Raw genomic sequence first — 23,876 nt, 5'->3', positions numbered from 1 at the left:
GCGCACCCGGCAAGCCGGCGGCCTAGGGCAAACCCTCGGGCTTTGCTGCCACAATGGCAGCCATGCCGCGTCCCATCCAAGCCCTGATCCATCCCGCCCATCTGGCCCACAACCTGGCCCGCGCCCGCGCTTGCGCCCCGGACGCCCAGGTCTGGGCCGTGGTGAAGGCCAATGCCTATGGTCATGGCGTTGCCAACGTCTTCGAAGCCTTCCGGGCCGCCGACGGCTTCGCGCTGCTGGACCTGGACGAGGCCCAGCTGCTGCGCGAGCTGGGCTGGCGGGGCCCCATCCTGCTGCTGGAGGGCTGCTTCGAGGCCCGTGACCTGGAGCTGTGCTCGCGCCTGAAGCTCTGGCATGCCGTGCATTGTGAGCAGCAGATCGACTGGCTGGCCATGCACAAGACGCACGAGCCGCACCGCGTCTTCCTCAAGATGAACAGCGGCATGAACCGCCTGGGCTTCACGCCGCAGGCCTTCCGCGCCGCCTGGACCCGGCTCAACGCCCTGCCCCAGGTCGATGAGATCTCGCTGATGACACACTTCTCCGACGCCGACGCCCGGCGCTTCGGCGAGGACGGCATCGCCCACCAGATGGCCGCCTGGACCGAGGCCACACACGACCTGCCAGGAGAGCGCTCGCTTTCCAACAGCGCTGCAACTCTGCGTTACAACCAGCGCGATGAGGTCCGCGCCGACTGGGTGCGAGCCGGCATCATGAGTTATGGCGGCGTGCCGGACTACCCCGAGCACGACATGGCGCACTGGGACCTCAAGCCGGGCATGAGCCTGCGCGCCAAAGTCATCGCCGTGCAGCATCTGCAGGCAGGCGACTCCGTGGGCTATGGCAGCACCTTTGTTGCCGACCGCCCCATGCGCATCGGCACCGTGGCCTGTGGCTACGCCGACGGCTATCCCCGCCATGCCAACAGCGGCACGCCGGTGCTGGTGGACGGCCAGCGCAGCCAGACCGTGGGCCGCGTGTCCATGGACATGCTCGCCGTGGACCTCAGCGAGCTGCCCCAGGCCGGCTTCGGCTCCGAGGTGACGCTGTGGGGCCAGAGCAGCAAGGGCGCCATGCTCTCCATCGACGAAGTCGCCCGCGCCGCCGGTACCATCGGCTACGAGCTGATGTGCGCCATCACCCGGCGCGTGCCGGTGCAGGTGGAAGCGCTGCAGGCCTGAGCACCCGGCCGCACCACCCTTTGGCGGGATGCTGACTGTTGCCTGACGGCGACGATTGCCCGGGTGCAGCTTGTAAAGGAAGGTGAAGTGGCCCGGCTCTTGCTGGGGTCTGGACACGCGCAAGTCCTTGTTTCTAGGGAATTCCGGGCATTTCTCACGGTGCGGCGCCGCTGCGCGCCTAGGCCTTACCCCAAAGGCCGACGGCGCCAGAAAGGCATGCAATGCACGGGCTCGCCACCAAGGCCGCGCCCGTTACCGCTGAGCGCTAGCCGGGGCGGGCCAACGTGGCTCAATCAACACGAGGGATTCCCGCCCATGAAGCTTTCCACTCTCCGCCAGTCGTCGCTGGCCGCTGCCATCAGCCTGATGCTGGCCAGCTCCGCTGTCTACGCACAATCGAACACCGTCGGCACCATCTACGGCCAGGCCGCCAATGCCAAGGGCAGCACGCTGGTGGTCGAGAACGCCGCCACCGGTGCCAAGCGCACCCTCACCCTGGATGAAAGCGGCCGCTTCAACGTGACCGCCCTGCCCGCCGGCACCTACAAGGTCACCCTGCTGAAGGATGGCGCCGTGGTCTCGACCCGCGAAGGCGTGGAAGTCCGCATCGGCCAAGGCTCCGAGCTGCAGTTCGGCACGGCCCAGACCCTCAGCACCGTCGAGGTGACGGGCAAGGTCGCCCGCCTGGACATGGCCAACTCCAACAACGGCGCCACCTTCAGCGCCGCGCAGCTGGATCGCCTGCCCGTGGCCAAGTCCATCGACGGCATCATCCAGCTGGCCCCCAACACCACCAAGGCCGACAGCCGCTATGCCGGCGGCGCCAGCTTCGGCGGCGGCGCCGCCTCCGAGAATGCCTACTACATCAACGGCTTCCCGGTCACCAACCCGCTGACCCAGCTGGGCTCTTCCGAGCTGCCCTTCGGCGCCATCGCCAATGCGCAGATCCTGACCGGCGGCTTCGGCGCCGAGTTCGGCCGCTCCACCGGCGGCGTGGTGAACATCACCACCAAGAGCGGCGGCAACATCTGGGAAGGCGGCGTGAACATGAGCTTCACGCCCAGCAGCCTGCATGGCACGCGCAAGGACATCTTCTATCCCAAGACTGGCAAGAACACCACCGACGGCAGCCTGTTCCAGAGCCGCCGGCACAACACCGAGGACGAATACTCCATCGGTGCCTACGTGGGCGGCCCGCTGATCAAGGACAAGCTGTTCATGTTCACCGCCGTGGAGCGCCTGATGCGCAACACCGGCCAGGTCACCCTGACCCGCGACGTTGACGAAAAGAGCGACTCCGGCTGGACGGACGCTCGCAACGTCAACAACCGGTACATGTCCAAGTTCGACTGGAACGTGACCGACGACCACCACCTGGAACTGACCCTGCTGGGCGACGCCTACACGCGCAAGGAGCGTCTGGGTGGCTGGGACTACGCCACCGACAGCCGCTTCGGCAGCCTGGGCGACACCTCCACCTTCAGGGACGTGGCCAACAAGACCGATGGCGTCGGCTCAACCTCGCAGATCCTGAAGTACACCGGCAGCCTGACGCAAGACCTGACCCTCACCTTCCTTCATGGCCGCAGCGACTCGCCGCATAAGCAGACCCTGGCCGGCTACGACCCCAAGCTGCCCGGCGTGATCGCCAGCCCCGTCAACCGAGCCCCCGGCATCACATACAACACCACCGCCCAGCCCTTCGCAGGCGAGCGCCTGCTGGCAGAAGGCGCCAAGGACAAGGTCAAGTCCACCCGCCTGGACATCGAGTGGCAGCACGGCAAGCACACGGTGCGTGCCGGTATCGACAACAACACCCTGCGCTCCATCAACGCCGGTGAAAGCACCGCCGGTGGCCTGACCTACACCTACTTCAAGTCCGCCGCCTCGCCGGATGGCACGGTGCCAGTCACCGACCTGCGCAGCGTGGGCACCATCACGCCGGCAGCTGGAGGTCAGCTGGGCAACCAGGGCTACTACGTGCGCGCCACGCAGTTCGACGACATCACCAACGCCGAATCCACCCAGGCCGCCCAGTACATCGAGGACAAGTACCAGGTCACCAAGGACCTGCTGGTGACCGCGGGCCTGCGCAACGAGACCTACGAGAACAAGAACGGCGATGGCCAGGTCTTCCTGAAGAACAAGAACCTGAACCCGCGTCTGGCCTTCTCGCTGGATCCGCTGAGCGACAAGACCACGCACGTCTTCGGCAGCGTGGGCCGCTATGCCATTCAAATCCCCACGCACATCGCCGTGCGCGGTGCCAGCCGCTCCACCTACATCGACACCTACTCCACCTACTCCGGCGTCGATGCCAAGGGCGCACCGATCAACCCGGTGCTGCTGGCCACCGGCTCGCCGGACAACGAGTTCGGCCAGGCCAAGCTCTACCAGACCGTCGCGGCCCAGGACCTCAAGGCCGCCGCGCAGGACGAGATCACCCTGGGCATCGAGCGCACGCTGACGGAGCGGCTGAACGTCGGTGCGAAGCTGACCTATCGCAAGATGATCTCGACCATCGACGATTACTGCGACCAGACCCCCTTCAACAAGTACGCCGAGGACCACGGCATCGACGCCAGCCACTGGGGCGGCTTCACCTGCGCGTCCATCAACCCCGGCCGCAGCAACACCTTCCTGGTGAACTACTCGGGCGACGGCAAGACCTTCGTGCCGGTGACCCTCTCGGCCGCCGAGATGGGCTTCGCCGACAACCCCGGCCAGCGCAAGGCACCCAGCCGCAGCTACTTCGCCCTGGACTTCTTCGCCGAGCATCCGTTCCGTGACGGCTGGTACGGCAAGATCAACTACACCCTGTCCTACAACAAGGGCAATACCGAAGGCCAGACCCTGTCCGACGTGGGCCAGACCGACGTGTCCGCCACCCAGACCTGGGACCACTCCGGCATCATGGAGCACGCCTACGGCTACCTGCCCAACGACCGCCGCCACCAGATCAAGGCTTTCGGCTTCATGGAGCTGAACGACCAGTGGCAAGTGGGCGGCAACGTGCTGCTGGCCGCCGGCCGCCCGACCAACTGCCTGGGCGCCTACGCCGGCAGCAACCCGACGGGTGACCAGGGCTATGGTTCCTCCTATCACTACTGCGACGGCAAGCCCTCGCCGCGCGGCACCTTCGGCCACCTGTCCTGGGATACCCGCTTCGACATGAACGTGGTCTACCGCCCTGCGACCATCAAGGGCCTGTCCCTGCGCGTGGACGTGTTCAACCTCCTGAACCGCCAGGTCGCCCAGAACGTGGACGAGACCTACCTGGACGGCGACGCCGTGTCGCCCACCTTCGGCCGCACGCTGAGCTACACCGCCCCCCGTTCGGTCAAGTTCACGCTGTCCTACGACTTCAAGTAAGTCCGGCGCGGGGCCTGCGCCCCGCCGCATGCGACCCCGCGCAGCCCCGCTGTCCGGGGTCTTTTTTTGCCCCTGTCGGCTGCTACTGCAGTCCAGGGGCGGCGTGCTGCAGGCCGTCCAAGAGGGCTTGGCGCGGCGCGCGGAGGGTTTAGGCTAGCGCCTGAGAACACCGGGTTCTCGAACTCAAGGAGCACACATGAGCAGCATGAGCAGTGAGCTGGAACGCCTGGCGGAGCTGCATCGCCAGGGTCAGCTGAGCGACGAGGAATTCGCCCGCGCCAAGGCCCGCATCCTGCAGGGCGAGGCGGCCGCCGCCCCCGGCTCCGCGCCGGGCAGTGCCCCCTTCGGCAGCCCGGCCACCGGTCAGGTCCTGCGGCGCAGCCTCAACGACCGCTGGCTGGGCGGCGTCTGTGGCGGCCTGGGTCGCATGACGAATGTGGAGTCCTGGATCTGGCGCCTGCTCTTCGTGCTGACCAGCCTGTGCGTCGGCGGCGGCCTGCTGGTTTACCTGCTGCTGTGGATCTTCGTGCCTGAAGAGTGAGGTCGGAGGCGGGGGCGCGGGCGATCCGCGCTCCCCCCCTCCTGGACGAGTCCCGTGCCACGGGCTGGCGCCTATAGTGCCCGCATGGACCTGATTGCCACCAAGCACCCGCCGCAGGACAAGTTCGACGGCCTGGAGATGCGTCGCAACGATGGCAGCAGCTGCCGGCTGCTGATGCCCCGGCAGGGCACCCTGCCGCATGACCTGCTCCACGTGCTTGTCGAGGCCCTGCCGGAACTGCGCCATGGCTTCCTGGACCAGGTGGCCCAGGGCGCGGCGCCGGCTTTCACGATGAAGCAGCTCCACGCCCCCCCTGCCGACATCGCAGCCGCCGCCGCGGGCGCCTGCTGGCAGGTCGAGGCGGTGGTCGAGGCCCTGCAGACCCAGCTCTGGGCCGGCGCCTTTGATGCGGAGGCCTTCGCCGAAGGGGTGCGCCTGGCCTGCGAGGCGCGCGCTATCCCCCTGCCGGCCACCAATGCCCGTCGGTACGGCGCCGCGCTGCATGCGCAGGCCCTGCAAGTCTTGCAGGACTGGCAGGCGCTGGCGGTGGGCGGCACGCTCCAGCTGAAGCACCCTGCGTCTGGCGCCTGAGCCACACCGCTACCGACGCGGCAGCGCCCTCATTGCGGCCGCGTGGCCACGTAGATGCTGCCCAGGCACAGGCCCATGCCGGCCAGGGACAGGGCCGTGGGCATCCAGCCCTCCAGCAGAGCGGAGACGGCCAGGGCGATCACCGGGATGACCACGCCCGTCAGCGCCGCCCGCGCGGCGCCCTGGCGCTGGGCCAGCTTGAAGTACATCACAAAGGCCGCCACCGAGCCGGCCACGGCCAGGTACAGCAGGCTCAGCAGGTAGCTGGGCTGCCAGCTGAAATGCCAGCCGCTGCCGTTGAGCAGGGACAGGCAGGCCAGGAAGGCCGCGCCATAGCCCATGCTCCAGGCCAACACCGGCACCAGGGCCAGCCCGCGCCGGGTGAGTGTGAGCGTCAGCACGTTGCCCACACAGGCGCACAGCACGGCCAGCAGGCCCAGCCCCAGCCCCAGGGCGGCAGTGGGCCGGGCACCTGTCGCGGCGATCTCGGGCCAGAAGATCATCACCACACCGGCCACGCCGCCACTGGCCGCCAGCAGGAAGCGGCGGCTCACGGTCTGCGCGAAGAAGAGGCGCCCCGAGAAGGCGTTGCCGAAGACCATCAGGCAGAACAACACGGCCACCAGTCCACTGGGGATGTGGCGCTCGGCCTCGTAGACAGAGACGTAGTTGCCGCTGTATTGCACGATGCCGGTCGCCAGCATCAGGCCGTGGGCCCCCAGGGGCATGCGCAGGCTCTCGCCGCGCCAGTGCGCCAGGCCGGCCAGCATCAGCGCCGCCAGCGCGAAGCGCCAGGCCACGGAATTGAGCACCGGCACGCCGCTGTCCAGTTGATAGAGGATCACGTGCCAGGTGCTGGCCCAGATCAAGGTGGGGCCCCAGAAGAGCCAGCGGGAGGACAGACCCGGGGCGGCCGGGGCCAGGGCGGCGGTGGTGCTCATGCAGGTTCCATAAAAAGACGCGCCGGGATCGGCGCGTCTTTCAGATTTCACGCTGGGTACGCCACTGAGGCGACCCGCTTCTTGCGCCGCGCTCGCTCAGGCAGCGCGCTTGAAGGTGGCCAGCAGGGTGCCAGCCGCGATGAAGAGGCTGCCGAAGACGCGGTTGAGCGTCTTGATGTGCTCGGCGCTGCGCAGGGCCGACAGCACCTTGGCGGCCAGAGCCGTGTAGCCAGCCATGACCACCAGGTCGGTGAAGCACAGGGTGGCGCCGATCACGGTGTACTGCGAGCTCAGGCTTTGGTGCATGTCCAGGAACTGCGGCACCACGGCCAACAGGAAGACCGTACCCTTGGGGTTGACCGCGTTGATGGCCCAGCCACGCAGCACCAGCTGGCGCAGGCTCACGGCCCGGGCCTCCGAGGGCTCGGTAGCCGCCACCAGGGGCTTGGCCGGCGCGCGCCACTGCTGGACGCCCAGGTACACCAGGTATGCCACGCCCAGCCACTTGACCAGGGCAAAGCCGAAGGAGGAAGCCGCAATCAGGGCGCCCAGGCCGGCACCCACCAGCACGATCTGGGTCAGGATGCCCAGGACCAGGCCAAAGGTGGTGAAGTAGCCGCGGCGGAAGCCGTGATTGAGGCCGGAGCTCATGGCGGCGATGGCGCCGGCACCCGGTGAAAGGCTGATGGCCCAGGAGGCGGCGAAGAAGGCCAGCCAGGTCGAGAATTCCATGTCAAAGGCTCCGGCATGAGCCGCGCCCTTGAAACAGCGGTGGGCGGCGGCGAACCGTGGTTGTAGCACTTTGTCCGGGTTTGTGCTGAGGGCGAGGGACGCACGGCGGCAAGAAGCCCGCGAAGCGCCGGGAAGCGGGCCCCGGCCACGCCACAATCCCGGCCATGGCCAAGGAAAAAACCGTCTACAGCTGCAGCGAATGCGGCGGCAGCAGCCCCAAGTGGCTGGGCAAATGCCCGCACTGCGGCGCCTGGAACACCCTGATCGAGACTGTCGCCGAGCCCGCCGGCGGCAAGAACCGCTTCCAGGCCCTGGCGCGCAGCCAACCGGTGGCCACCCTGTCAGAGATCGAGGCCAGCGACTACGAACGCACCCCCACCGGCCAGGAGGAGCTGGACCGCGTGCTGGGCGGCGGCATCGTGGCCGGCGGCGTGGTGCTGATCGGTGGCGATCCCGGCATTGGCAAGTCCACCCTGCTGCTGCAGGCAGTGGATGCCCTGAGCCAGCAATGCAAAGTGCTCTATGTGACCGGCGAGGAATCCGGCGCCCAGGTGGCCATGCGGGCGCGGCGCCTGGGCCTCACGGGCGCCCAGGTGCGGGTGCTGGCGGAGATCAACCTGGAGAAAATCCTCGCCACGATAGAGGTCGAGGCCCCCGCCTTCTGCGTGATCGACTCCATCCAGACGCTCTACTCCGACCAGCTCTCCTCCGCCCCCGGCTCGGTGGCCCAGGTGCGTGAGTGCGCCGCCCAGCTGACCCGCACCGCCAAAGCCGGCGCGACTGGCCAGCCCTGCGCCATGGTGCTGGTGGGCCACGTCACCAAGGAAGGCGCGCTGGCCGGGCCGCGGGTGCTGGAGCACATCGTGGACACAGTGCTCTATTTCGAGGGCGACACCCACAGCAGCTTCCGCCTGGTGCGTGCCATCAAGAACCGCTTCGGCGCCGTGAACGAGATCGGCGTCTTCGCGATGACCGACAAGGGCCTCAAGGGCGTGGCCAATCCCAGCGCCATCTTCCTCTCCACCCATGGCGAGCCGGTGCCGGGCTCCTGCGTGCTGGTCACCCTGGAGGGCACGCGCCCCTTGCTGGTGGAGCTGCAGGCCCTGGTCGATTCCGGCGGCCCCAGCCCGCGCCGGCTCTCGGTTGGCCTGGACCGCGACCGCCTGGCCATGCTGTTGGCCGTGCTGCACCGGCACGCCGGCGTCTCCACAGGCGACCAGGACGTCTTCGTGAACGCCGTGGGCGGCGTGCGCATCAGCGAGCCCGCCGCCGACCTGGCCGTGCTGCTGGCCATCCAGAGCAGCCTGCGCGGCCGGGCGCTGCCGCGCGGCTTCATCGCCTTCGGCGAAGTAGGCTTGGCCGGCGAGGTTCGGCCGGCGCCACGCGGGCAGGAGCGTCTCAAGGAGGCGGCCAAGCTGGGCTTCAGCGTCGCCGTGGTGCCCAAGGCCAATGCGCCCAAGAAGGCCGTCGAGGGTCTGACGGTGCATGCGGTGGACCGCATCGAGGACGCCATCGCCGTGCTGCGCGGCCTTGACTGAAACCCCCTGGCCCTCAGGCCCAAGTCTGCATACGATGCACCGCACGGCCAAGCCGGCCAGCAAGGAGCCCCTCATGACCGACTCTGCCTCCGAGCAACGACAGCACACCCGCTTCGACCTGCCAGCCGCCGCGCAGGACGTGGCCACGCTGCCGGGCTGGATCTTCAAGCCCGTGCAATTCAGCCGCGGCCCGGCGGGCCTGGTGCTCAACATCAGCAACGGCGGACTGCAAGTGCTCACCAGCGCCACCGAGATGCTGGAGCATGGCCCCTACGAGGTCGTGCTGCTGCTGGGCCAGCCCGACGCCCAGCCGGGCGAGGAGGAGCAGGTGTCCTGGTTCAACGCCGTACTGGAGCGTGCCTGGACCCGGCCCCTGCCCGGCATGGGCCATCTGCATGGCATGCGGTTCCTCTCGGCCAACTCCACCGCCGAGAAATTCCTGGCGGGCCACCGCGAGGACCTGGCCGCGGGGCACTGGGTGCGCTGCGTGCTGCTGCAGACCAAGGCCTGAGCTGCGTTCAGCCACCCGCCGCGCCCAGCAGCAGGCGGCCGGCGCGCTTGCTGGCGTACATGGCGTCGTCGGCGGCCTTCTTGAGACTGTGCTCGTCCTCGCCATCCTCGGGGTACATGGCCAGGCCCACGGAGCAGGTCAGCTCCAGGCTCAGATCACCCAGCTGCAGAGGTTGGGCGACGAGGTTGTAGATCTTCTCCGCCACGTGCCGGGCGCTCTCGCGGCTGACCGGGCCGCACAGCAGCACCAGGAACTCGTCTCCGCCGATGCGGCCGACCACATCAGTCTCCCGCACCGCAGCCTTCAGGCGCCGGGCCATGGCCTGCAGCAGCTCGTCGCCCACGGCATGCCCGTGGATGTCGTTGACGGGCTTGAAGCGATCCAAGTCGACCAGGATCAGACCCAGGCTCTCGCGGTAGCGCCGGGCATGGGCCAGGGCCTGCTGCAGGCGCTCGGAGAAATGCGCGCGGTTGGCCAGCTCGGTCAGCGGATCGTGGCGGGCCAGGAAATGGATCTGGGCTTCGGATTGGCGGCGAGCGTCGATGTCGGACAGGGTGCCAATCATGCGCAGAGGCTCATGCACACTGTCGCGCTCAACGATGCGGCCGCGCGCCAGCAGCCAGCGCCAGCCGCCCCCCTCGGCCCGCACGCGGTACTCGACCTCGAAGCTGCCCTGACTGTTCTGGATGCAGTCACGCAGGCGTTGGCGCAGCCCGGCGTGGTCGTCCGGATGGACGAGGGGCAGCATCTGCGACAGGCGTGGCTCGGCGGCTGACAGGGGCCAGCCCATCAGCGCCTTCCAGCGGGCGGTCGTGACCAGGGTGTCGGCCCGCATGTCCCAGTCCCAGACGCCGTCGCCCGCGCCCTCCAGTGCGAAGGCCCAGCGCTGCTCGCTTTCGCGCAGGGCCCGCGTCATGCGCTGGGCCAGGGCCTGGGCACGCTCGCGCGAGCCCGCCAGGGCCCAGGCCAGCAAGGCCAGCAGCAGGCTGCCCAGGCCACCCAGCAGGCCCAGCGTGAGGGGCTCGCCCAGGCGGGTCAGGGGCGCGTAATCGGCATGGACCAGCAGCTGCAGCGTCCACGCCTGGCCGCCGCGATGCAGCCGCTCCTCGCGCTGGCGCAGGCCGCGGGCCGGGGCCTGCGCTGCCTGGTAGAGCAGCGGCGGGTCCGGGATGCCATCGCCCTCAAAGAGCCGCAGGCTCAGGCCGCGCGGCATCTGGGCCTGCAGGGGGTCCATCAGAGCGGCCAGCGCCACCGGCGCCAGCACCCAGGACTCGAGGCGATGGCTGCCGTCCGGGGACGGCCGGAACAGGGGCTGGACAAGCACGAAGCCCAGGTTGCGCCCGAGGCGCCAGCTGCGCAGGTCCAGGGCCGGGCTCAGCGCGAGCTGCCCGCTCTCCCGGGCACGCTGCAGGGTCGGCTGCAGCAGGGACTCGCGCCAGAGGTCCGGCGCCTGCCCCAGCTGACCTGGGCCCGGCAGCAGCGGTCCCAGAAGGGCGCGCGGGCTGGCTTTGTCGTCCGCCACCCGGCCCGGCACCCAGCGCACCAGGGCCAGGCCTTCCAGGCCGGCATGATCCGCCCCCAGGGGCAGGGCCTCCAGAAAGCGGCTCAGCCGCCCCTCGTCCAGGCTGCGCCCGGCGGCGCCCGCTTCCTGCGTCTGCGCCAGGGCATGGACGGCGGACAGGATCTGCTGCAAGGCATCGAGGCGGTGGGACAGGCGCTGGCCGGCGGCGTGCAGGGCGACGTCGAGGTCGCGCTGCAGCGCCTGCTCCGCTTCCTGGCGCTCGTGGGACCACAGGCCCAGGCTCAGCATCAGACCCAGCAGCAGGATGGCCCAGGGCAGGCCCTGCGTCAGATGCGGCCCCCGGCGCCAGCGGGCACGCCAGCGCAGCAGACGCCGTCGCAGGCTCATACGGCACCCCGCCGACGCTGCGTTTGCGCATCCTGACCCCGCCTGCACCGTTCAGCCATGCATCACCTCCGGCGTCGCGCCACAGGCCATCGCCCGGGCGCTCGGATCACGTCCCGACAGCCTGGAGGGCCTGGCACGATCGCACAGAATACCCCTGTCTCCGACACAACCCAAGCTGACGATGACCCAGCCTACGCAGCCCGACGCCCGACCGCCGGCCCCCCCGCCGCCAGGTTTTGCCGGCCGCTTTCCCACGCCCTATGTGGCCGTGATCTTCACCAGCCAGCGCAGTGCGCCGGATCCGGCCTATGACGCCATGGCGACGGCCATGGTGGAGCTGGCCGCCCGCCAGCCGGGCTACCTGGGCGCCGAGAGCGCACGGGGCGCCGACGGCCTGGGCATCACCGTTTCGTACTGGACGGACGATGCCGCCATCGGCGCCTGGCGCGCCGAGCTGCGCCACCAAGCCGCGCGTGACACAGGCCGCCTGCGCTGGTACCGCCACTATGAGCTTCGCGTGGCCCGCGTGGAGCGCGCCTATGGCTGGGATGCCGACGAGGGCCCGGCAGACCCGCTGCACTCAGCCCAGCCCGATCAATCCTGGCAGCTGAGCGGACCGGCCTCGATGGCGTAGTCCAGCGGCAGATACCAGCGCGTACGGGCCAGGCTGCGCAGATCCAGGGCGTCGATGCGCAGACCTTCGGTGGCCAGGCAGTAACGCAGACGCAGCACCGGACCGTCGCTGGGCCAGAGCATCACCAGCTGCTGGGGCCCCAGGGCCTGCACACGCACCGGCGCGTCGGTCCACAGGCCGATGAAGGGGGCCTTCAGCGCCGCGATGTCGAGCTGGGCCAGGGGCTGGACCGCCAGCCCCGGTCCGGGCAGTTGGGCGAGTTCTTCATCCTGGGAGGCCAGCAGCGGCACCGAGAGCTCGCCCGAGGGCTGCGCCGGCCTAGCGGGTCGGACCTGCCAGCAGCAGGCCGCCTGCGGGCCATCCCGCTGCGGCAGCAGGCGCAAGGCATGGCCGCGCTGGGGCGTCGTGCCGGCCTGCCCGGACTGAGCAGGCTGCGAGTAGCGCAACCATCCGCCGCTGATGCGCCCATCCAGCAGGCCCCATTCGGCACTCCAGGCCGGCATGGCCAGCCCCAGGGTCAGGGACAGACCCAGGGCCCGACGGGCCATGCGGCGGCAGCGATCAATGACCATCATCGGACCAATGCGGCGGATCTGAGGCCAGTTTGTGCACGCCGTAGCCGGCGCCCAGGGCATGGAGCTGGGCGGCCGTGGTGAGCGTCTGCGCCTGGCCTGCAGCCGTGGCGACGCTCTTGTTCAGGTACTGCGTGATGTTCATGTCGATCGCGCGCCCCTCGGTGTGGCGGGACGTCAGCGCGGGCCGGTAGACGATGCCATAGCCGGTCACCATCTGTGCAGCCGCCTGACGCGCCTGCTGCAGCTGGGTCTGGCCCTGGGCATTGCGGTGGGTCCAGTCGATGTCCACGCCGTCCATGGCGGGCACCGTGGCCGGATCGAGCTGCTCCTGGGCGATGCGCCAGGCGTAGTGCATCAGGTAAGCCCGCTCGGGCGGCCGCAGCGTGGCCGCGATGCTCACCTGCGCGCCGGCATCCCGCAGGGCGGCGATGAAGCGACTGACCGCTGCGCTGAAATCGGCGCTCAAGTCGGCCACGCTGGTGCTGGTCGGGAATTGCTGCACCCATGTCGTACCACTGACCGTGCTCATGACTTTCCTCCCTTTTTGTGCAAATCGCCGCCGCCCCGGCGGGCTCGGCCTCAAGGTCTGCCGCGCACTCTAGCGGGTACGTACGGATGGCATCCGCCCATTTTGTGAGAAGAGGTAAACCTGGGCGGCCGCCCTCCCCGCCGCCAGGCGCTAGCATCGCGGCATGAATGCATGGATTGGATCGGCCCTGGCCCTGGCGGCCCTGGTCATGGGCGGGGTGCTGATGGGGTGGCAGGGCGTGATCCTGGCCCTGACGGTGGTCGTGTTCTGGCTGCTGCTGCAGTTCAGCCGGCTGATGCGGGTGATGCAGGCGGCCAATGGCGCGCCGGTGGGTCGCATCGACAGCGCCGTGATGCTGCAGTCGCGCCTGCACCCGGGCATGAAGCTGATGGAGGTGCTGCCGCTGACCCGCAGCCTGGGCGCCAAGGTCGAGGGCCGCGAGGAGGCCTGGGCCTGGACGGACGCCGGCGGCGTTCGCCTCGAGCTGCAGTTCAGCAAGGGCGTGCTGCAGCAATGGGTGCTGCAGCGGCCGCCGGAACAGGGCACGCCGACCGGTGATGGCGAGGCAGGCGCGACATAGAATCCCCGGGTCAACCCTCAAGCCCCCCGAGCAAGGAGCCCCCATGTCCATGGACGATCGCGACGGCAAGATCTGGATGGATGGCCAGCTGGTCGATTGGCGCGATGCCAAAATCCATGTGCTGAGCCACACCCTGCACTACGGCTGCGGCGCCTTCGAGGGCGTGCGCGCCTACAAGACGCCCCAGGGCACGGCCATCTTCCGCTTGCGCGAGCACACCGAGCGGCTGTTCAACAGCGCCAAGATCCTGCGCATGAAGATCCCCTTCACGCTTGAGCAGGTCGAGGAGGCCCAGAAGGCCGTGGTGCGTGAGAACGCGCTTGAGAGCTGCTACCTGCGCCCACTCACCTGGATCGGTTCCGAGAAGCTGGGCGTCAGTCCCAAGGGCAACAGGATCCACCTGATGGTCGCCGCCTGGGCCTGGGGTGCCTACCTGGGCGAGGAGGGGCTCAGGCGCGGCATCCGCGTCAAGACCAGCTCCTACACCCGCCACCACGTCAACATCACGATGACGCAGGCCAAGACGGTGTCCAACTACACCAACAGCATCCTGGCCAATATGGAAGCCACGGACGACGGCTACGACGAGGCCCTGCTGCTGGACGCCTCGGGCTTCGTCTCAGAGGGCGCGGGCGAGAACCTCTTCGTGGTCAAGAACGGCGTGGTCTACACGCCCGACCTCTCCGCGGGCGCACTCAACGGCATCACCCGCAACACCATCTTTCACATCTGCCAGGACCTGGGCCTGAAGCTGGTGGAGAAGCGCATCACCCGCGACGAGGTCTACATCTGCGACGAGGCCTTCTTCACCGGTACCGCCGCCGAGGTGACGCCCATCCGCGAGCTGGACCGCATCGAGCTGGGCGCTGGCTCGCGCGGGCCCATCACCGAGAAGATCCAGTCGGCCTTCTTCGACATCGTCAGCGGCCGCAACCCCAAGTACGCGCATTGGCTGAGCCTGGTCTGAGGCCGGGCCCCATCGCATCACACACAAGAAGAGAAGTCCCCATGAGCGAAGCCAAATCCATCGTCGAAGTCCTGGCCAAGGACGTGCAGGGCCCCGGCGTGGTTGCCTGCCCCAACCCCAAGATGCCCTTGTGGAGCAACCACCCCCGCGTCTTCATCGACGTCACGCATGACGAGGGCGGCAAGTGCCCCTATTGCGGCACCGTCTATCGCCTCAAGGACGGCGAGCACCTGCACGCCGCGCACTGAAGGCCGCGCGATGCACCGCCCCAAGGCGCAGACGGCCGCGCTGATGGCCTCCCCCGAGGACATCGAGCAGCAGTTCTACGAGGCCCTGCAGCATGGTGAGCTGGACCGGCTGATGGACATCTGGGCAGACGAAGACGAAGTCTCCTGCGTCCACCCCGGCGGCCCGCGCGTGGTCGGCCTCGTGGCCATCCGCGCAGCCTTCGAGACGGTGTTCCAGCAGGGGCCCATCGCCGTCACGCCCGAGCGCGTGCGGCGCCTGCACACCGGTGACACCGCCATCCACCAGGTGCTGGAGCGCGTGCAGGTGGAAGGGGCCGACGGCGTGCAGAGCGCCTGGGTGATCGCCACCAACGTCTACCTCAAGACCTCGCAAGGCTGGCGCATGGTGCTGCACCACGCCAGCCCAGGCACCGGCCACGACATCCAGGAAGTCGTGCAGGAGCCGACCATCCTGCACTGATGGATTTCCGCGCTCCCTGGTGGCAGCCCGGCGGACAGGTCCAGACCATCTGGCCGGCCCTGTTCTCGCGCCGGCATTTCGGCAAGCCCCTGGCCTTCCAGCGTCAGCGCTGGACCACGCCCGACGGCGATTTCATCGACGCCGATTTCCTGCTTGAGCCGCCCCCGCCCAGCCGGCCTCCGCGTGCCGAGGCGCCGGCCCCCCCCCGGGGCGACGTGCCCATGCTGGTGCTCTTCCACGGCCTGGAGGGCAGCTCGCAGAGCCACTACGCCCAGGCTTTCGCCGACGCCGCCCGGCGCCGCGGCTGGCTTTGCGTGATCCCGCATTTCCGGGGCTGCTCTGGCGAGCTGAACCTGGCGCCGCGGGCCTACCACTCGGGTGACTACACCGAGATCGGCTGGATGCTGGAACAGGTGCGCCGCCAGCACCGCGGGCCGCTCATCGCCGCAGGCGTGTCCCTGGGGGGCAATGCCCTGCTGCGCTGGGCGCAGGAAGCCGGCGACACCGCGCGCCACAGCGCCAGCGCCGTGGCCGCCATCTGCTCGCCCATCGACCTGGCCGCGTCGGGCCGCGCCATCGGCAGCGGCTTCAACAGGCAGGTCTACACGCGCATGTTCCTGCGCACCATGGTGCCCAAGGCCCTGCGCAAGCTGCAGCAGCATCCCGGCCTGTTCAATGGCCAGGCCCTGCGCGAGGTGCGAGACCTCTACGAGTTCGACAACCTCTTCACCGCCCCGCTGCACGGCTTCCGCAACACCGAGGACTACTGGGCCCGCGCCTCGGCCAAGCCCCAGCTGCCGCGCATCCGGCTGCCAGCCCTGGTGCTCAACGCGCGCAACGACCCCTTCGTGCCGGCGGCCTCCCTGCCCGCCGTGCAAGACGCCGGCCCCTTCGTGACGCTCTGGCAGCCTGCGCACGGCGGCCACGTCGGCTTCCCCGGCGGGCGCTTCCCGGGCCATGTGCTGGCCATGCCGGAGCTGGTCTGCCACTGGCTGGGCCAGCGCCTGGCCTGAGGGCAGGCGCCCAGGCCTGCCGCCCGTCCGACGGCCGGATCGGCCGTTCATGCCGCGACGGCCACCATCCACCCGCTTGCGCATGCGCCCATCACCTGGCGCGGCTAGCATGGCCCCGCCTTGGAGCAAGGAGAGCAGACATGAGCCGGACGGCGATCCCACAGGACGGCAGTGCCACGCCCCTGCTGCAGCTGGCGCAGGCCAGCAAGCGATATCGGCGCAGCGGTGGCACCGTGCAGGCCCTGGAGGACTTCGAGCTGCACCTGCAACCCGGCGAGGTGCTGGGCCTGCTGGGCCCCAACGGCTCGGGCAAGACCACCCTGGTCAAGCTGCTGACCGGGCTGTGCGGCGCCGACCAGGGCACCCTGCGCTGGCGCGGCGGCCCTGCGCTGCCGGCGGGCCAGGGCGGCCCGCATCTGCGCGAGATCGGCGTGCTGCTGGAAGGCCGGGGTGCCGCCTACGAACGGCTCAGCACCCTGGAGAACGCGCGCTACTTCTGCGAGCTGCGCGAGACCCGCTTCGACCCCGGTCACTTCCGCCGCATGGCCGAGGCCCTGGGCCTGGACGATGTGCGCGCCCCCATCCGCCAGCTCTCGACTGGCAACAAGCTGCGGGCTGCGCTGATCGGCGCGCTGATCCACCGGCCCGCTCTGGCCCTGCTGGACGAGCCCACCCTGGGCCTGGACCTCGAAGGCGTGGAGCGCCTGCAGGCGCTGGTGCGCCAGGGCACGCGCGACGGCCAGACCTTCCTGATCAGCTCGCATGACCTGCACTTCATCGAGCGCCTGTGCCCGCGCATCGTCTGCATCCACCAGGGCCGCAAGCGCTTTGACGGCCCGCGCGAGACCTTCACCCATCTGCCCCATCCCTACCGCCTGCAGGTCCGCCACCCGGCGCCCTGCCCCGCCCTGCCCGACTGGCTGGCCGGGCGCCGCTGGGAGCGCCAGGACGAGGACTGGGCTCTGCCCTTGAAGAATCCGTCCGAAGTCATGCGCCTGGCAGCGCTGTGGTCCGACTGGCTGGCCGCCAGCGAACAGCTGCAGCTGCGCCGCATCGACCTGCGCGAGCACTACCTCGAATACCTGGAACAGGGCCGCGAAAGCACCGTGGCCACGGAGGCCCGGCCATGACACGCCTGTGGAGACATGCCCTCAACGAGGCCCGGCGCGAGCTGTGGCTGGCCCGGCGCTACTGGGCCGAGACCGTGCTGGGCCTGGGCTTTGTGCTCAGCCTCTTCGGCGGTCTGGTCTATGCGGTGCTCAAGGCCAGTGGGCAGAACCTGGCCTCGGGCCGCGCGGACGGCCTGATCGCCGGCTTCGCGCTGTGGCTGTTCGCCAGCGGCGCGGCCCATGCGGCCTCCAAGGAGATCGTCGAGGAGGCACGCCAGCGCACCCTGGAGCAGCTGAACCTGGCGCCGCTGAGCCTCGCAGGCCTGCTGGGCCTTCGCCTGGTGCTGGGCCTGGCCCTGGGCCTGGTCTTGCTGGTGCTGACGCTGGTGCTCATCGGCGTGCTCACGGACGGGCGCGTGCAGGTCTCACCCGCGCTGCTGGGCCTGGCCGTGCTGGGCTGCCCCTCGCTGGCCGGGATCGGCTATGCCATCGGGGGCCTGAGCCTGCTGGTCAAGCGTGGCGAGCTGCTGATGGTGGCCGCCTACCCCATGGTGATCGCCCTCGTATCCCTGCCGGCCTATCCGGTCTCCGAGTTGGCCTGGCTGCCCTATGCCCTGGCTGCGGCGGCGGCCCGGGCCGCGAGCACCAGCACCGCGCTGTCCGCCGACGTCTGGCCCTGGGTGGCGCTCAACAGCGGCGCCTGGCTGGCCCTGGGCCTGCTGTGCTTCCACGCCTGCCTGGCTCGCGCCCGGCGCCTGGGCGTGCTGGGGCACCTCTGAAGAAGGGAGCATCACCGCCGGCCGCGGGCGGGAGTCCTACACTGCTGCCATGGATGACATCGTCAAGGCGGCCCTGAAGAAGTGGCCCAATGTGCCCCACTGCTACGACTGGCTGGCCCTGGACGCCCGCGGCGACTGGTACATGCGCGACGAGCGCGTCCAGGCCGCCGGTCCCTTCCCCCAGGTCAAGGGCAGCCGCATCATCCATGACAAGCTGCGCGAGTTCATCCACCGCAACTACCTGCCCGACGAGCACGGGGCCTGGTTCTTCCAGAACGGGCCGCAGCGGGTCTACGTCACCCTAGAGGTCGCGCCGCATGTCTGGCGCCTGCAGGGGCTGGGGCCGGGGGGCTCGCCCCGCATCTTCAGCCACACCGGACCGCAGGCCACCCTGCTGGACTGCTGGCTGGACGAACACGACCGCCTGCTGCTGAGCGCCCGCCTGCCCGGCCTCGAGACGCCGGTACTGGGCCTGGTGCACAGCATGGACATGGGCCTGGCCGCCGAAGCGGTGGAGCAGTCGGCATGGGTGCCTGCGAGCGCGACCATCGAGGCACTGTGCCGACAACACCACGTCGTGCGCCATCCACAGCCCTGAGTGCCGTGCCGTTGGCGCGCTAGACTCGCTGCACCAACACTTGCCTCACCAGCGATGGCCGCCTTACCTGGCTACCAGACGAGATCGGGATGTCGCTGGCACTGGGTGACCCTGGGGCTGGCCAGCCTCTTGAGCGCACCGCCGGCCGCAGCGCTTCAGGTCTGCGTGGGTGACGTGCCCGTGCCGCCCTTTCTCAGCGGCGACGCCAGCCGCCCCGGCATCATCGAACGCCTCATGGTGGATGCAGGCCGCCAGCTCGGCATGCAGGTGGAGCTGCTGCGCTGGCCGGCCCGCCGCTGCTTCGAGCAGATGCGCTTGGGCAAGGTGGAGGCCGGCGTCGGCGCGGCCGTTGCGTCGAATCTGCAAGAGTTCGATTTCCCGGGCAACCCCAGTGGCGATCCGCAGCTGCGTGTCGCCCGGACCGCCATCGTGCTGATCAAGCGGCAAGACGCCGTCGTCCACTGGGACGGCCAGCGCCTGGAGATGCCCCATGCGAGCCCCGTGCGTGTTGGCGCGCGGGCGGGATTCCGAGCGGCGACCGAAGCCGTCCGCCGCCTGGGCCTGGAGCCGACGCAGGGGCCCAACCAGCCGCTGCATGTCCTGCGCATGCTGCAGCTGGGCCGCCTGGACCTGGCCGTCCTGGTGCACGAGGAGGCCAGCACCCTGCTGGCCCGCCAGGAGTTCAGCAATCTGACCCAACTGGAGCCGCCCCTGCTGGTCAGCGACTTCTTCGTCATGACCATTCGCCAGCTGCCGGAGGCGCAGCGCCAGCAGGTGCAGCGATGGTGGGAGCTGATGGCGCAGTGGCGGGATCTGCCTGCCTATCGCATGGACCCAGCCGTGAGCCCATGAAAAAAGCCGCCGGTCTTGCGACGGGCGGCTTCATGCAGGAAGCGGGGCTTCAGTTCGCGGCCGAGGCGGCAGCAACCGGGGCCTTGGGCTCCTCGAACTTGGCGCCGCCGTTGTTGGCCATGTAGACCACCGCACGGGCGATCTCGACATCGCTGTGCTCACCGCCGCCCTGCGGGCTCATGGCGTTCTTGCCCTTGAGGGCCGAGTTCAGCAGAGCTTCGAAGCCGGTCTTGATGCGGGGCGCCCAGGCAGCAGCATCGCCGAGCTTGGGCGCGCCCATGGCGCCGGTGCCGTGGCAGGCGGCGCACTGGGCCTGGTAGACCTGCTCACCCGTCTTCAGCGCGCCGGCGCTGGAGGCGTCCTTGAGCTCGATGCTGCCCACGGGCTGGATGCGGGCCGCGATGGCCTGCTCTTCCAGGCCGACGCTGCCGGCAGCCGGCTTGGCGTCGGTCGAGACGTAGTTGGCCAGCAGCACGATCACGAAGATGGGCACGACGAAGGCGAAGAACACGGCCCAGGCCAGCTGCTTGGGGGTCTTGATCGGGCCCTCGTGGCTATCGTGGGCGCCGTGGCCATGGTCTTGATCCTGGTGTCCGCTCATGAAATCCTCGTTGACGTCGGCAATTTGGAAAATGCTTGGGAAAGCTGTATCGGGCGCAAAGCCGCGGGATTATAGGCCGCCCCCTTCCGGCACAGAGCTTTACCGGCGCGACAAATGCCGCGAACACCACAGGCCCATGATGAGAACCCGTATGGTCAGCTTCCACTCTTTGTGGCTCCACCCATGAAATCGTGCCTGCCGGATCCACGTCGGCGCCACCTGCTGCTGGGCAGCGGCGCCTTGCCCTTGATGGCGGCCCTGCCCGGCCCCGGCCAGGCCGAGGCCGCGCCCCCCGCCCGCCAGGCGCCGCTCAGCGATGAAGAGCGCGCCCACCACGCCCTCAAGCGCCTGGCCTACGGCCCCCGCCCGCAGGACGTGCAGGACCTCCAGCGCCTAGGCGCGGCGCGCTGGCTGGAGGGCTTCCTCCAGGCCCAGCTGCAACCCCAGGCCCTGCCGCCCGCGCTGGAGCAGCGCCTGGCCGGCCTGGCCACCTGGCAGGAAAGCCAGGGCGAGCTGGGCGAGCGCTTCCGGCGGGCGCAGCAGGCCCAGCGTGAAGCCAAGGCGGCGGCCCCGGGCTCTGCCGAGCCGGCCACCGGTGCCCGTCGCGAGCTCGTCCGCCCGGTGCTGCTGGAGGCCCAGTCCCAGCGCCTGTGGCGAGCCCTGGAGAGCCCGGCCCAGCTGCAGGAACGCCTGGTCGAGTTCTGGTTCAACCATTTCAACGTCTATGCCGGCAAGAACGCGGTGAGCGTCTACGCCGGCGCCTACGAGCGCGAGGCCATACGCCCGCACGTCCTCGGCCGTTTCCGCGACATGCTCGGGGCCACGACCAGGCACCCGGCCATGCTCATCTATCTGGACAACCACCTCAGCGTCGCCCCCGGCTTCCAGCCCCGCCGCGCCAATGCCCGCAGCCAGGGCCTCAACGAGAACTACGCCCGCGAGCTGATGGAGCTGCACACCCTGGGCGTGGACGGCGGCTACACCCAGGCCGATGTCACCGAGCTGGCGCGCATGCTCACCGGCTGGACCCTGGACCCCCGCGGCCTGGGCCGCAGCCGCGACCTCTTTGCCTTCGACCCCCGCCGCCACGACCACGGCGAGAAGCTGTGGCTGGGACGGCGCATCCGCGCCAGCAGCCCGCGCGAGGGTCAGGCCGAGGGCGAACAGGCGCTGGACATCCTCGCCCGCCACCCGTCCACCGCCCGCCACCTGAGCCGCAAGCTGGCCCAGTGCTTCGTAGCCGACGAGCCTCCGGCCGCCCTGGTTGACCGCCTCGCCCAGGTCTTCCTGCGCAGCGACGGCGATCTGCGCCAGTGGACCGAGGCCCTGATCCAGGCCCCCGAGTTCTGGAGCCCCGTGCAGTGGCAGGCCCAGTTCAAGACGCCCTACCGCTACCTGCTGTCCGCCCTGCGCGCCGTGAACGCCCAGGTGGACGAGCCCGCGCTGCTCCTGCCCCTGCTGGCCCAGGCCGGCCAGCCGCTCTATGGCTGGCAGACGCCCGACGGCTACAAACCCACCGCCGCCGCCTGGCGCGGCCCCGAGACCCTGACCCAGCGCGTGCAGTTCGCCAGCGGCCTGGCCGAGGGCCGCCTGGGCCGCCGCTGGGGTGCGGACACCCGCCCACAGTCCCTGCTCGCCACCCTGGGCCCCAGCCTGCAGCCGCAGACCCGCGCGGCGCTGCAGGGAGAGTCCCCGAGCGCCCAGGCCGCCCTGCTGCTGGCCAGCCCCGATTTCATGCAGTGCTGAGGTGTTGACATGACCCTGCCCCCATCCCTCCCGAACGCCCTGCATCGACGCGACTGGCTGCTGCACAGCGCAGCCGCCCTGGGCAGCCTGGCCCTGCCCGCCCAGGCCCAGCGTGCCGCCGAGGAGCGCAAACCGCGCCTGGTGGTGATGATGCTGCGGGGCGCCATCGACGGGCTCAACGTCGTAGTGCCCCATGGCGACCCGGCCTATGCGCGCGCCCGGCCGCGCCTGGCCATCGCCCGGCCCGGCGAGGACGGCGGCGCCCTGCCCCTGGACCGTCTCTTTGGCCTGCACCCGGCCGCCAGCCCGCTGATGCCCTACTGGCAGCGCGGCCTGATGGGCTTTGTCCATGCCAGCGGCTCGCCCGACCCCACGCGCTCGCACTTCGATGCGCAGGCCTACCTGGAGTCCGGCACCCCGGGCCGCAAGGGCACGCCCGACGGCTGGATGAACCGCCTGCTGGCCGGCCTGCCCGGGCCGCACAGCGCCAGCCGCGCCCTGAGCCTGGGCAACACACCGCCGCGCATCTTCGCAGGCAGTGCCCCCGTCGCCTTCCTGGGCACCGGGCCCAAGGCCCTGGATCCCAAGGCCATCGACCAGGCCCGGCTGCAGCGCGGCCTGGCCAAGCTGTACGCGGGGCAGGATGCGCTCTCGCAGGACTACCGTGACGCCACCCAATCCCGCCAGGACATGCGGCGCAGCCTGGCCCAGGCCCGGCAGCGCCCGGGCGGCATGCAGGACGAGGCCCCCAGCCGCGACCCCAGCGCCGATGCCGGCGCTCCGTCCGCCCGCAGCTTCGCGGCCGACGCGCGCCGTCTGGGCGAGTTGGTCCGCGCCGACGCCCAGACCCAGTTGGCCTTCACCTCCGTGGGCGGTTGGGACACCCACGTCAACCAGGGCGGCGCCAGCGGCCAACTGGCCACCCGCCTGGGCGCGTTGTGCGAAGGCCTGGACGCCCTGGCGCAGGGCCTTGGCGACAGCCTGCAGGACACCGTGATCGTGGTGATGAGCGAGTTCGGCCGCACCGTGCACGAGAACGGCACCGGCGGCACCGACCATGGCCGCGGCAATGTGATGTGCTTGCTGGGCGGCCCGCTGCAGGGTGCTGCCGGCGGCCGCGTTCTGGGCGAATGGCCGGGCCTAGAGGATCGCGCCCTCGCCGACGGCCGCGACCTGGCCATCAGCACCGACTTCCGCCACGTTCTGGCCCCGCTGCTGCAGGGCCATCTGGGCCTGGACGACGAGACCCTGGCCCGCGTCTTTCCCGCCCTGCCGGCCCGCGACGCCCCAGCCCTGAAGCTGCTGCGCAGCTGAATCCACGACCGTCATCGGCCAGCCCCGCAAGCCGGGTTAGAATGCGCGGCTGGCGTGCGACCGTGGTGAAGTGGATATCATGGAGCCCTCCGAAGGCTTCGTCGCAAGTTCGATTCTTGCCGGTCGCGCCACTTCGATGTTTGTTGGTTTGGGTTTTGTGACTTAGCCCATAAGTTGGCCGGGATGGCCAAGGTTAAGTTAATTCCACTCTGGGCCAAGCTTTGCTTAATTGCGGAGCTGTAGCGGTCAGGCCTCTGTTGCGGGCGCTGATGGATCCAGGGTTGCCACCCTCGATAGCCGCAAGCAAGGCTATGCGTGCGCGCCAAAGCCGACGCCGGCCGACGACAGGTCACGGGCTAGAAGCACTCGGCCAAGCTGGGTAGCCCGAACGTAATCACTGCACGGCAGCGCCAATCGCTACAGCGATGTTGGCTTCAGTTTAGGTTTGTCCGACACCTGCCCGTCGCGCAGCCCAGGGCCGTGCATCACGCCGACCTGAGGGCAGGTGTCGGATAAACCTAAACTGAAGCAGTCGCTTAGACCTGAACTGGGAGC

24 protein-coding genes and 1 tRNA gene are annotated in these 23,876 nt (G+C 69.7%); 19 read left to right on the top strand and 6 right to left on the bottom strand.

The window, feature by feature from the left end; all coding sequences use genetic code 11:
• Positions 1 to 62: 62 nt before the first annotated feature.
• The 4 genes from alr to H5407_RS23990 all read left to right on the top strand — a co-directional run bounded on the left by alr (position 63) and on the right by H5407_RS23990 (position 5,685).
• Positions 63 to 1,181 carry an alanine racemase gene (gene alr / locus H5407_RS01425; RefSeq protein WP_183102616.1) on the top strand — a complete coding sequence of 373 codons (1,119 nt, stop codon included), beginning with the start codon at positions 63 to 65 and terminating at the stop codon, positions 1,179 to 1,181.
• Positions 1,182 to 1,496: 315 nt separating this feature from the next.
• Positions 1,497 to 4,553 carry a carboxypeptidase regulatory-like domain-containing protein gene (locus tag H5407_RS01420; protein WP_183102615.1) on the top strand — a complete coding sequence of 1,019 codons (3,057 nt, stop codon included), beginning with the start codon at positions 1,497 to 1,499 and terminating at the stop codon, positions 4,551 to 4,553.
• Positions 4,554 to 4,749: 196 nt separating this feature from the next.
• Positions 4,750 to 5,094 (top strand): PspC domain-containing protein, encoded by a 345-nt coding sequence (locus H5407_RS01415; RefSeq protein ID WP_183102614.1) that lies wholly within the window; start codon positions 4,750 to 4,752, stop codon positions 5,092 to 5,094.
• 84 nt (positions 5,095 to 5,178) lie between these two features.
• Positions 5,179 to 5,685, top strand: coding sequence for a hypothetical protein (locus H5407_RS23990; RefSeq protein ID WP_220800392.1), 507 nt, complete (start codon positions 5,179 to 5,181; stop codon positions 5,683 to 5,685).
• Between the two features lie 29 nt (positions 5,686 to 5,714).
• Here the strand turns inward: H5407_RS23990 and H5407_RS01405 are convergent, their stop codons facing one another.
• Positions 5,715 to 6,626, bottom strand: coding sequence for a DMT family transporter (locus H5407_RS01405; protein WP_183102613.1), 912 nt, complete (start codon positions 6,624 to 6,626; stop codon positions 5,715 to 5,717).
• A 96-nt stretch (positions 6,627 to 6,722) separates the two neighbouring features.
• Positions 6,723 to 7,358: a LysE family transporter gene (locus H5407_RS01400; protein ID WP_183102612.1), complete on the bottom strand. Its 636-nt coding sequence runs from the start codon at positions 7,356 to 7,358 to the stop codon at positions 6,723 to 6,725.
• A gap of 164 nt (positions 7,359 to 7,522) precedes the next feature.
• On the opposite strand from H5407_RS01400, the gene radA reads away from it, so the two are divergent.
• Positions 7,523 to 8,896: a DNA repair protein RadA gene (gene radA / locus H5407_RS01395; RefSeq protein ID WP_183102611.1), complete on the top strand. Its 1,374-nt coding sequence runs from the start codon at positions 7,523 to 7,525 to the stop codon at positions 8,894 to 8,896.
• Positions 8,897 to 8,969: 73 nt separating this feature from the next.
• Positions 8,970 to 9,407 carry a hypothetical protein gene (locus H5407_RS01390; RefSeq protein WP_183102610.1) on the top strand — a complete coding sequence of 146 codons (438 nt, stop codon included), beginning with the start codon at positions 8,970 to 8,972 and terminating at the stop codon, positions 9,405 to 9,407.
• A 7-nt stretch (positions 9,408 to 9,414) separates the two neighbouring features.
• Here H5407_RS01390 and H5407_RS01385 read toward each other — a convergent pair whose 3' ends face one another.
• A complete protein-coding gene (locus tag H5407_RS01385; RefSeq protein WP_183102609.1) occupies positions 9,415 to 11,316 on the bottom strand; it encodes a diguanylate cyclase domain-containing protein in 1,902 nt (633 codons plus the stop codon).
• A 181-nt stretch (positions 11,317 to 11,497) separates the two neighbouring features.
• Between H5407_RS01385 and H5407_RS01380 the strand changes: the two genes are divergently transcribed.
• Entirely contained in the window at positions 11,498 to 11,950 is a 453-nt protein-coding gene (locus H5407_RS01380) for an antibiotic biosynthesis monooxygenase (protein ID WP_310737596.1), read from the top strand.
• Here the strand turns inward: H5407_RS01380 and H5407_RS01375 are convergent.
• Together H5407_RS01375 and H5407_RS01370 are read right to left on the bottom strand one after the other, a co-directional pair.
• On the bottom strand, positions 11,911 to 12,525 hold the full coding sequence (locus H5407_RS01375) for a hypothetical protein (protein WP_183102608.1): 615 nt from the start codon (positions 12,523 to 12,525) through the stop codon (positions 11,911 to 11,913). The genes H5407_RS01380 and H5407_RS01375 overlap by 40 nt on opposite strands.
• Complete coding sequence (locus H5407_RS01370) at positions 12,512 to 13,054, bottom strand: hypothetical protein (RefSeq protein WP_183102607.1); 543 nt, start codon at positions 13,052 to 13,054, stop codon at positions 12,512 to 12,514. The genes H5407_RS01375 and H5407_RS01370 overlap by 14 nt, the downstream gene beginning before the upstream one ends.
• A gap of 163 nt (positions 13,055 to 13,217) precedes the next feature.
• On the opposite strand from H5407_RS01370, the gene H5407_RS01365 reads away from it, so the two are divergent.
• The 9 genes from H5407_RS01365 to H5407_RS01325 all read left to right on the top strand — a co-directional run bounded on the left by H5407_RS01365 (position 13,218) and on the right by H5407_RS01325 (position 19,660).
• Positions 13,218 to 13,634 (top strand): hypothetical protein, encoded by a 417-nt coding sequence (locus H5407_RS01365; RefSeq protein WP_183102606.1) that lies wholly within the window; start codon positions 13,218 to 13,220, stop codon positions 13,632 to 13,634.
• 43 nt (positions 13,635 to 13,677) lie between these two features.
• Complete coding sequence (locus tag H5407_RS01360) at positions 13,678 to 14,601, top strand: branched-chain amino acid transaminase (RefSeq protein ID WP_183102605.1); 924 nt, start codon at positions 13,678 to 13,680, stop codon at positions 14,599 to 14,601.
• A gap of 41 nt (positions 14,602 to 14,642) precedes the next feature.
• Entirely contained in the window at positions 14,643 to 14,849 is a 207-nt protein-coding gene (locus H5407_RS01355) for a zinc-finger domain-containing protein (RefSeq protein WP_183102604.1), read from the top strand.
• Between the two features lie 10 nt (positions 14,850 to 14,859).
• Positions 14,860 to 15,309, top strand: coding sequence for a nuclear transport factor 2 family protein (locus H5407_RS01350; RefSeq protein WP_183102603.1), 450 nt, complete (start codon positions 14,860 to 14,862; stop codon positions 15,307 to 15,309).
• The gene (locus tag H5407_RS01345; protein ID WP_183102602.1) at positions 15,309 to 16,322 is read left to right on the top strand and encodes a YheT family hydrolase; all 1,014 of its coding nucleotides are present in this window, start codon (positions 15,309 to 15,311) and stop codon (positions 16,320 to 16,322) included. The genes H5407_RS01350 and H5407_RS01345 overlap by 1 nt, the downstream gene beginning before the upstream one ends.
• Before the next feature lie 140 nt (positions 16,323 to 16,462).
• On the top strand, positions 16,463 to 17,452 hold the full coding sequence (locus H5407_RS01340) for an ABC transporter ATP-binding protein (protein WP_183102601.1): 990 nt from the start codon (positions 16,463 to 16,465) through the stop codon (positions 17,450 to 17,452).
• Entirely contained in the window at positions 17,449 to 18,210 is a 762-nt protein-coding gene (locus H5407_RS01335) for a hypothetical protein (protein ID WP_183102600.1), read from the top strand. The genes H5407_RS01340 and H5407_RS01335 overlap by 4 nt, the downstream gene beginning before the upstream one ends.
• A gap of 49 nt (positions 18,211 to 18,259) precedes the next feature.
• A complete protein-coding gene (locus H5407_RS01330; RefSeq protein ID WP_183102599.1) occupies positions 18,260 to 18,808 on the top strand; it encodes a DUF2946 family protein in 549 nt (182 codons plus the stop codon).
• Between the two features lie 129 nt (positions 18,809 to 18,937).
• Positions 18,938 to 19,660, top strand: coding sequence for a hypothetical protein (locus H5407_RS01325; protein WP_183102598.1), 723 nt, complete (start codon positions 18,938 to 18,940; stop codon positions 19,658 to 19,660).
• 49 nt (positions 19,661 to 19,709) lie between these two features.
• Here the strand turns inward: H5407_RS01325 and H5407_RS01320 are convergent, their stop codons facing one another.
• Positions 19,710 to 20,261, bottom strand: a complete 552-nt coding sequence (locus H5407_RS01320) for a cytochrome c5 family protein (protein WP_183102597.1) — start codon at positions 20,259 to 20,261, stop codon at positions 19,710 to 19,712.
• Between the two features lie 183 nt (positions 20,262 to 20,444).
• Here H5407_RS01320 and H5407_RS01315 point away from each other — a divergent pair, with 183 nt between their 5' ends.
• The 3 genes from H5407_RS01315 (at position 20,445) to H5407_RS01305 (ending at position 23,452) form a co-directional block, all read left to right on the top strand.
• Entirely contained in the window at positions 20,445 to 22,007 is a 1,563-nt protein-coding gene (locus H5407_RS01315) for a DUF1800 family protein (protein WP_183102596.1), read from the top strand.
• Between the two features lie 9 nt (positions 22,008 to 22,016).
• A complete protein-coding gene (locus H5407_RS01310) occupies positions 22,017 to 23,321 on the top strand; it encodes a DUF1501 domain-containing protein (protein WP_255501002.1) in 1,305 nt (434 codons plus the stop codon).
• 56 nt (positions 23,322 to 23,377) lie between these two features.
• Positions 23,378 to 23,452: transfer RNA gene (locus H5407_RS01305), tRNA-Arg, on the top strand.
• The last annotated feature ends 424 nt before the right edge of the window (positions 23,453 to 23,876 follow it).

This window comes from Mitsuaria sp. WAJ17, assembly GCF_014174515.1.
Taxonomy (GTDB): Bacteria; Pseudomonadota; Gammaproteobacteria; order Burkholderiales; family Burkholderiaceae_C; genus Roseateles_B.
This window is presented reverse-complemented; position numbering and strand designations above follow the sequence as displayed.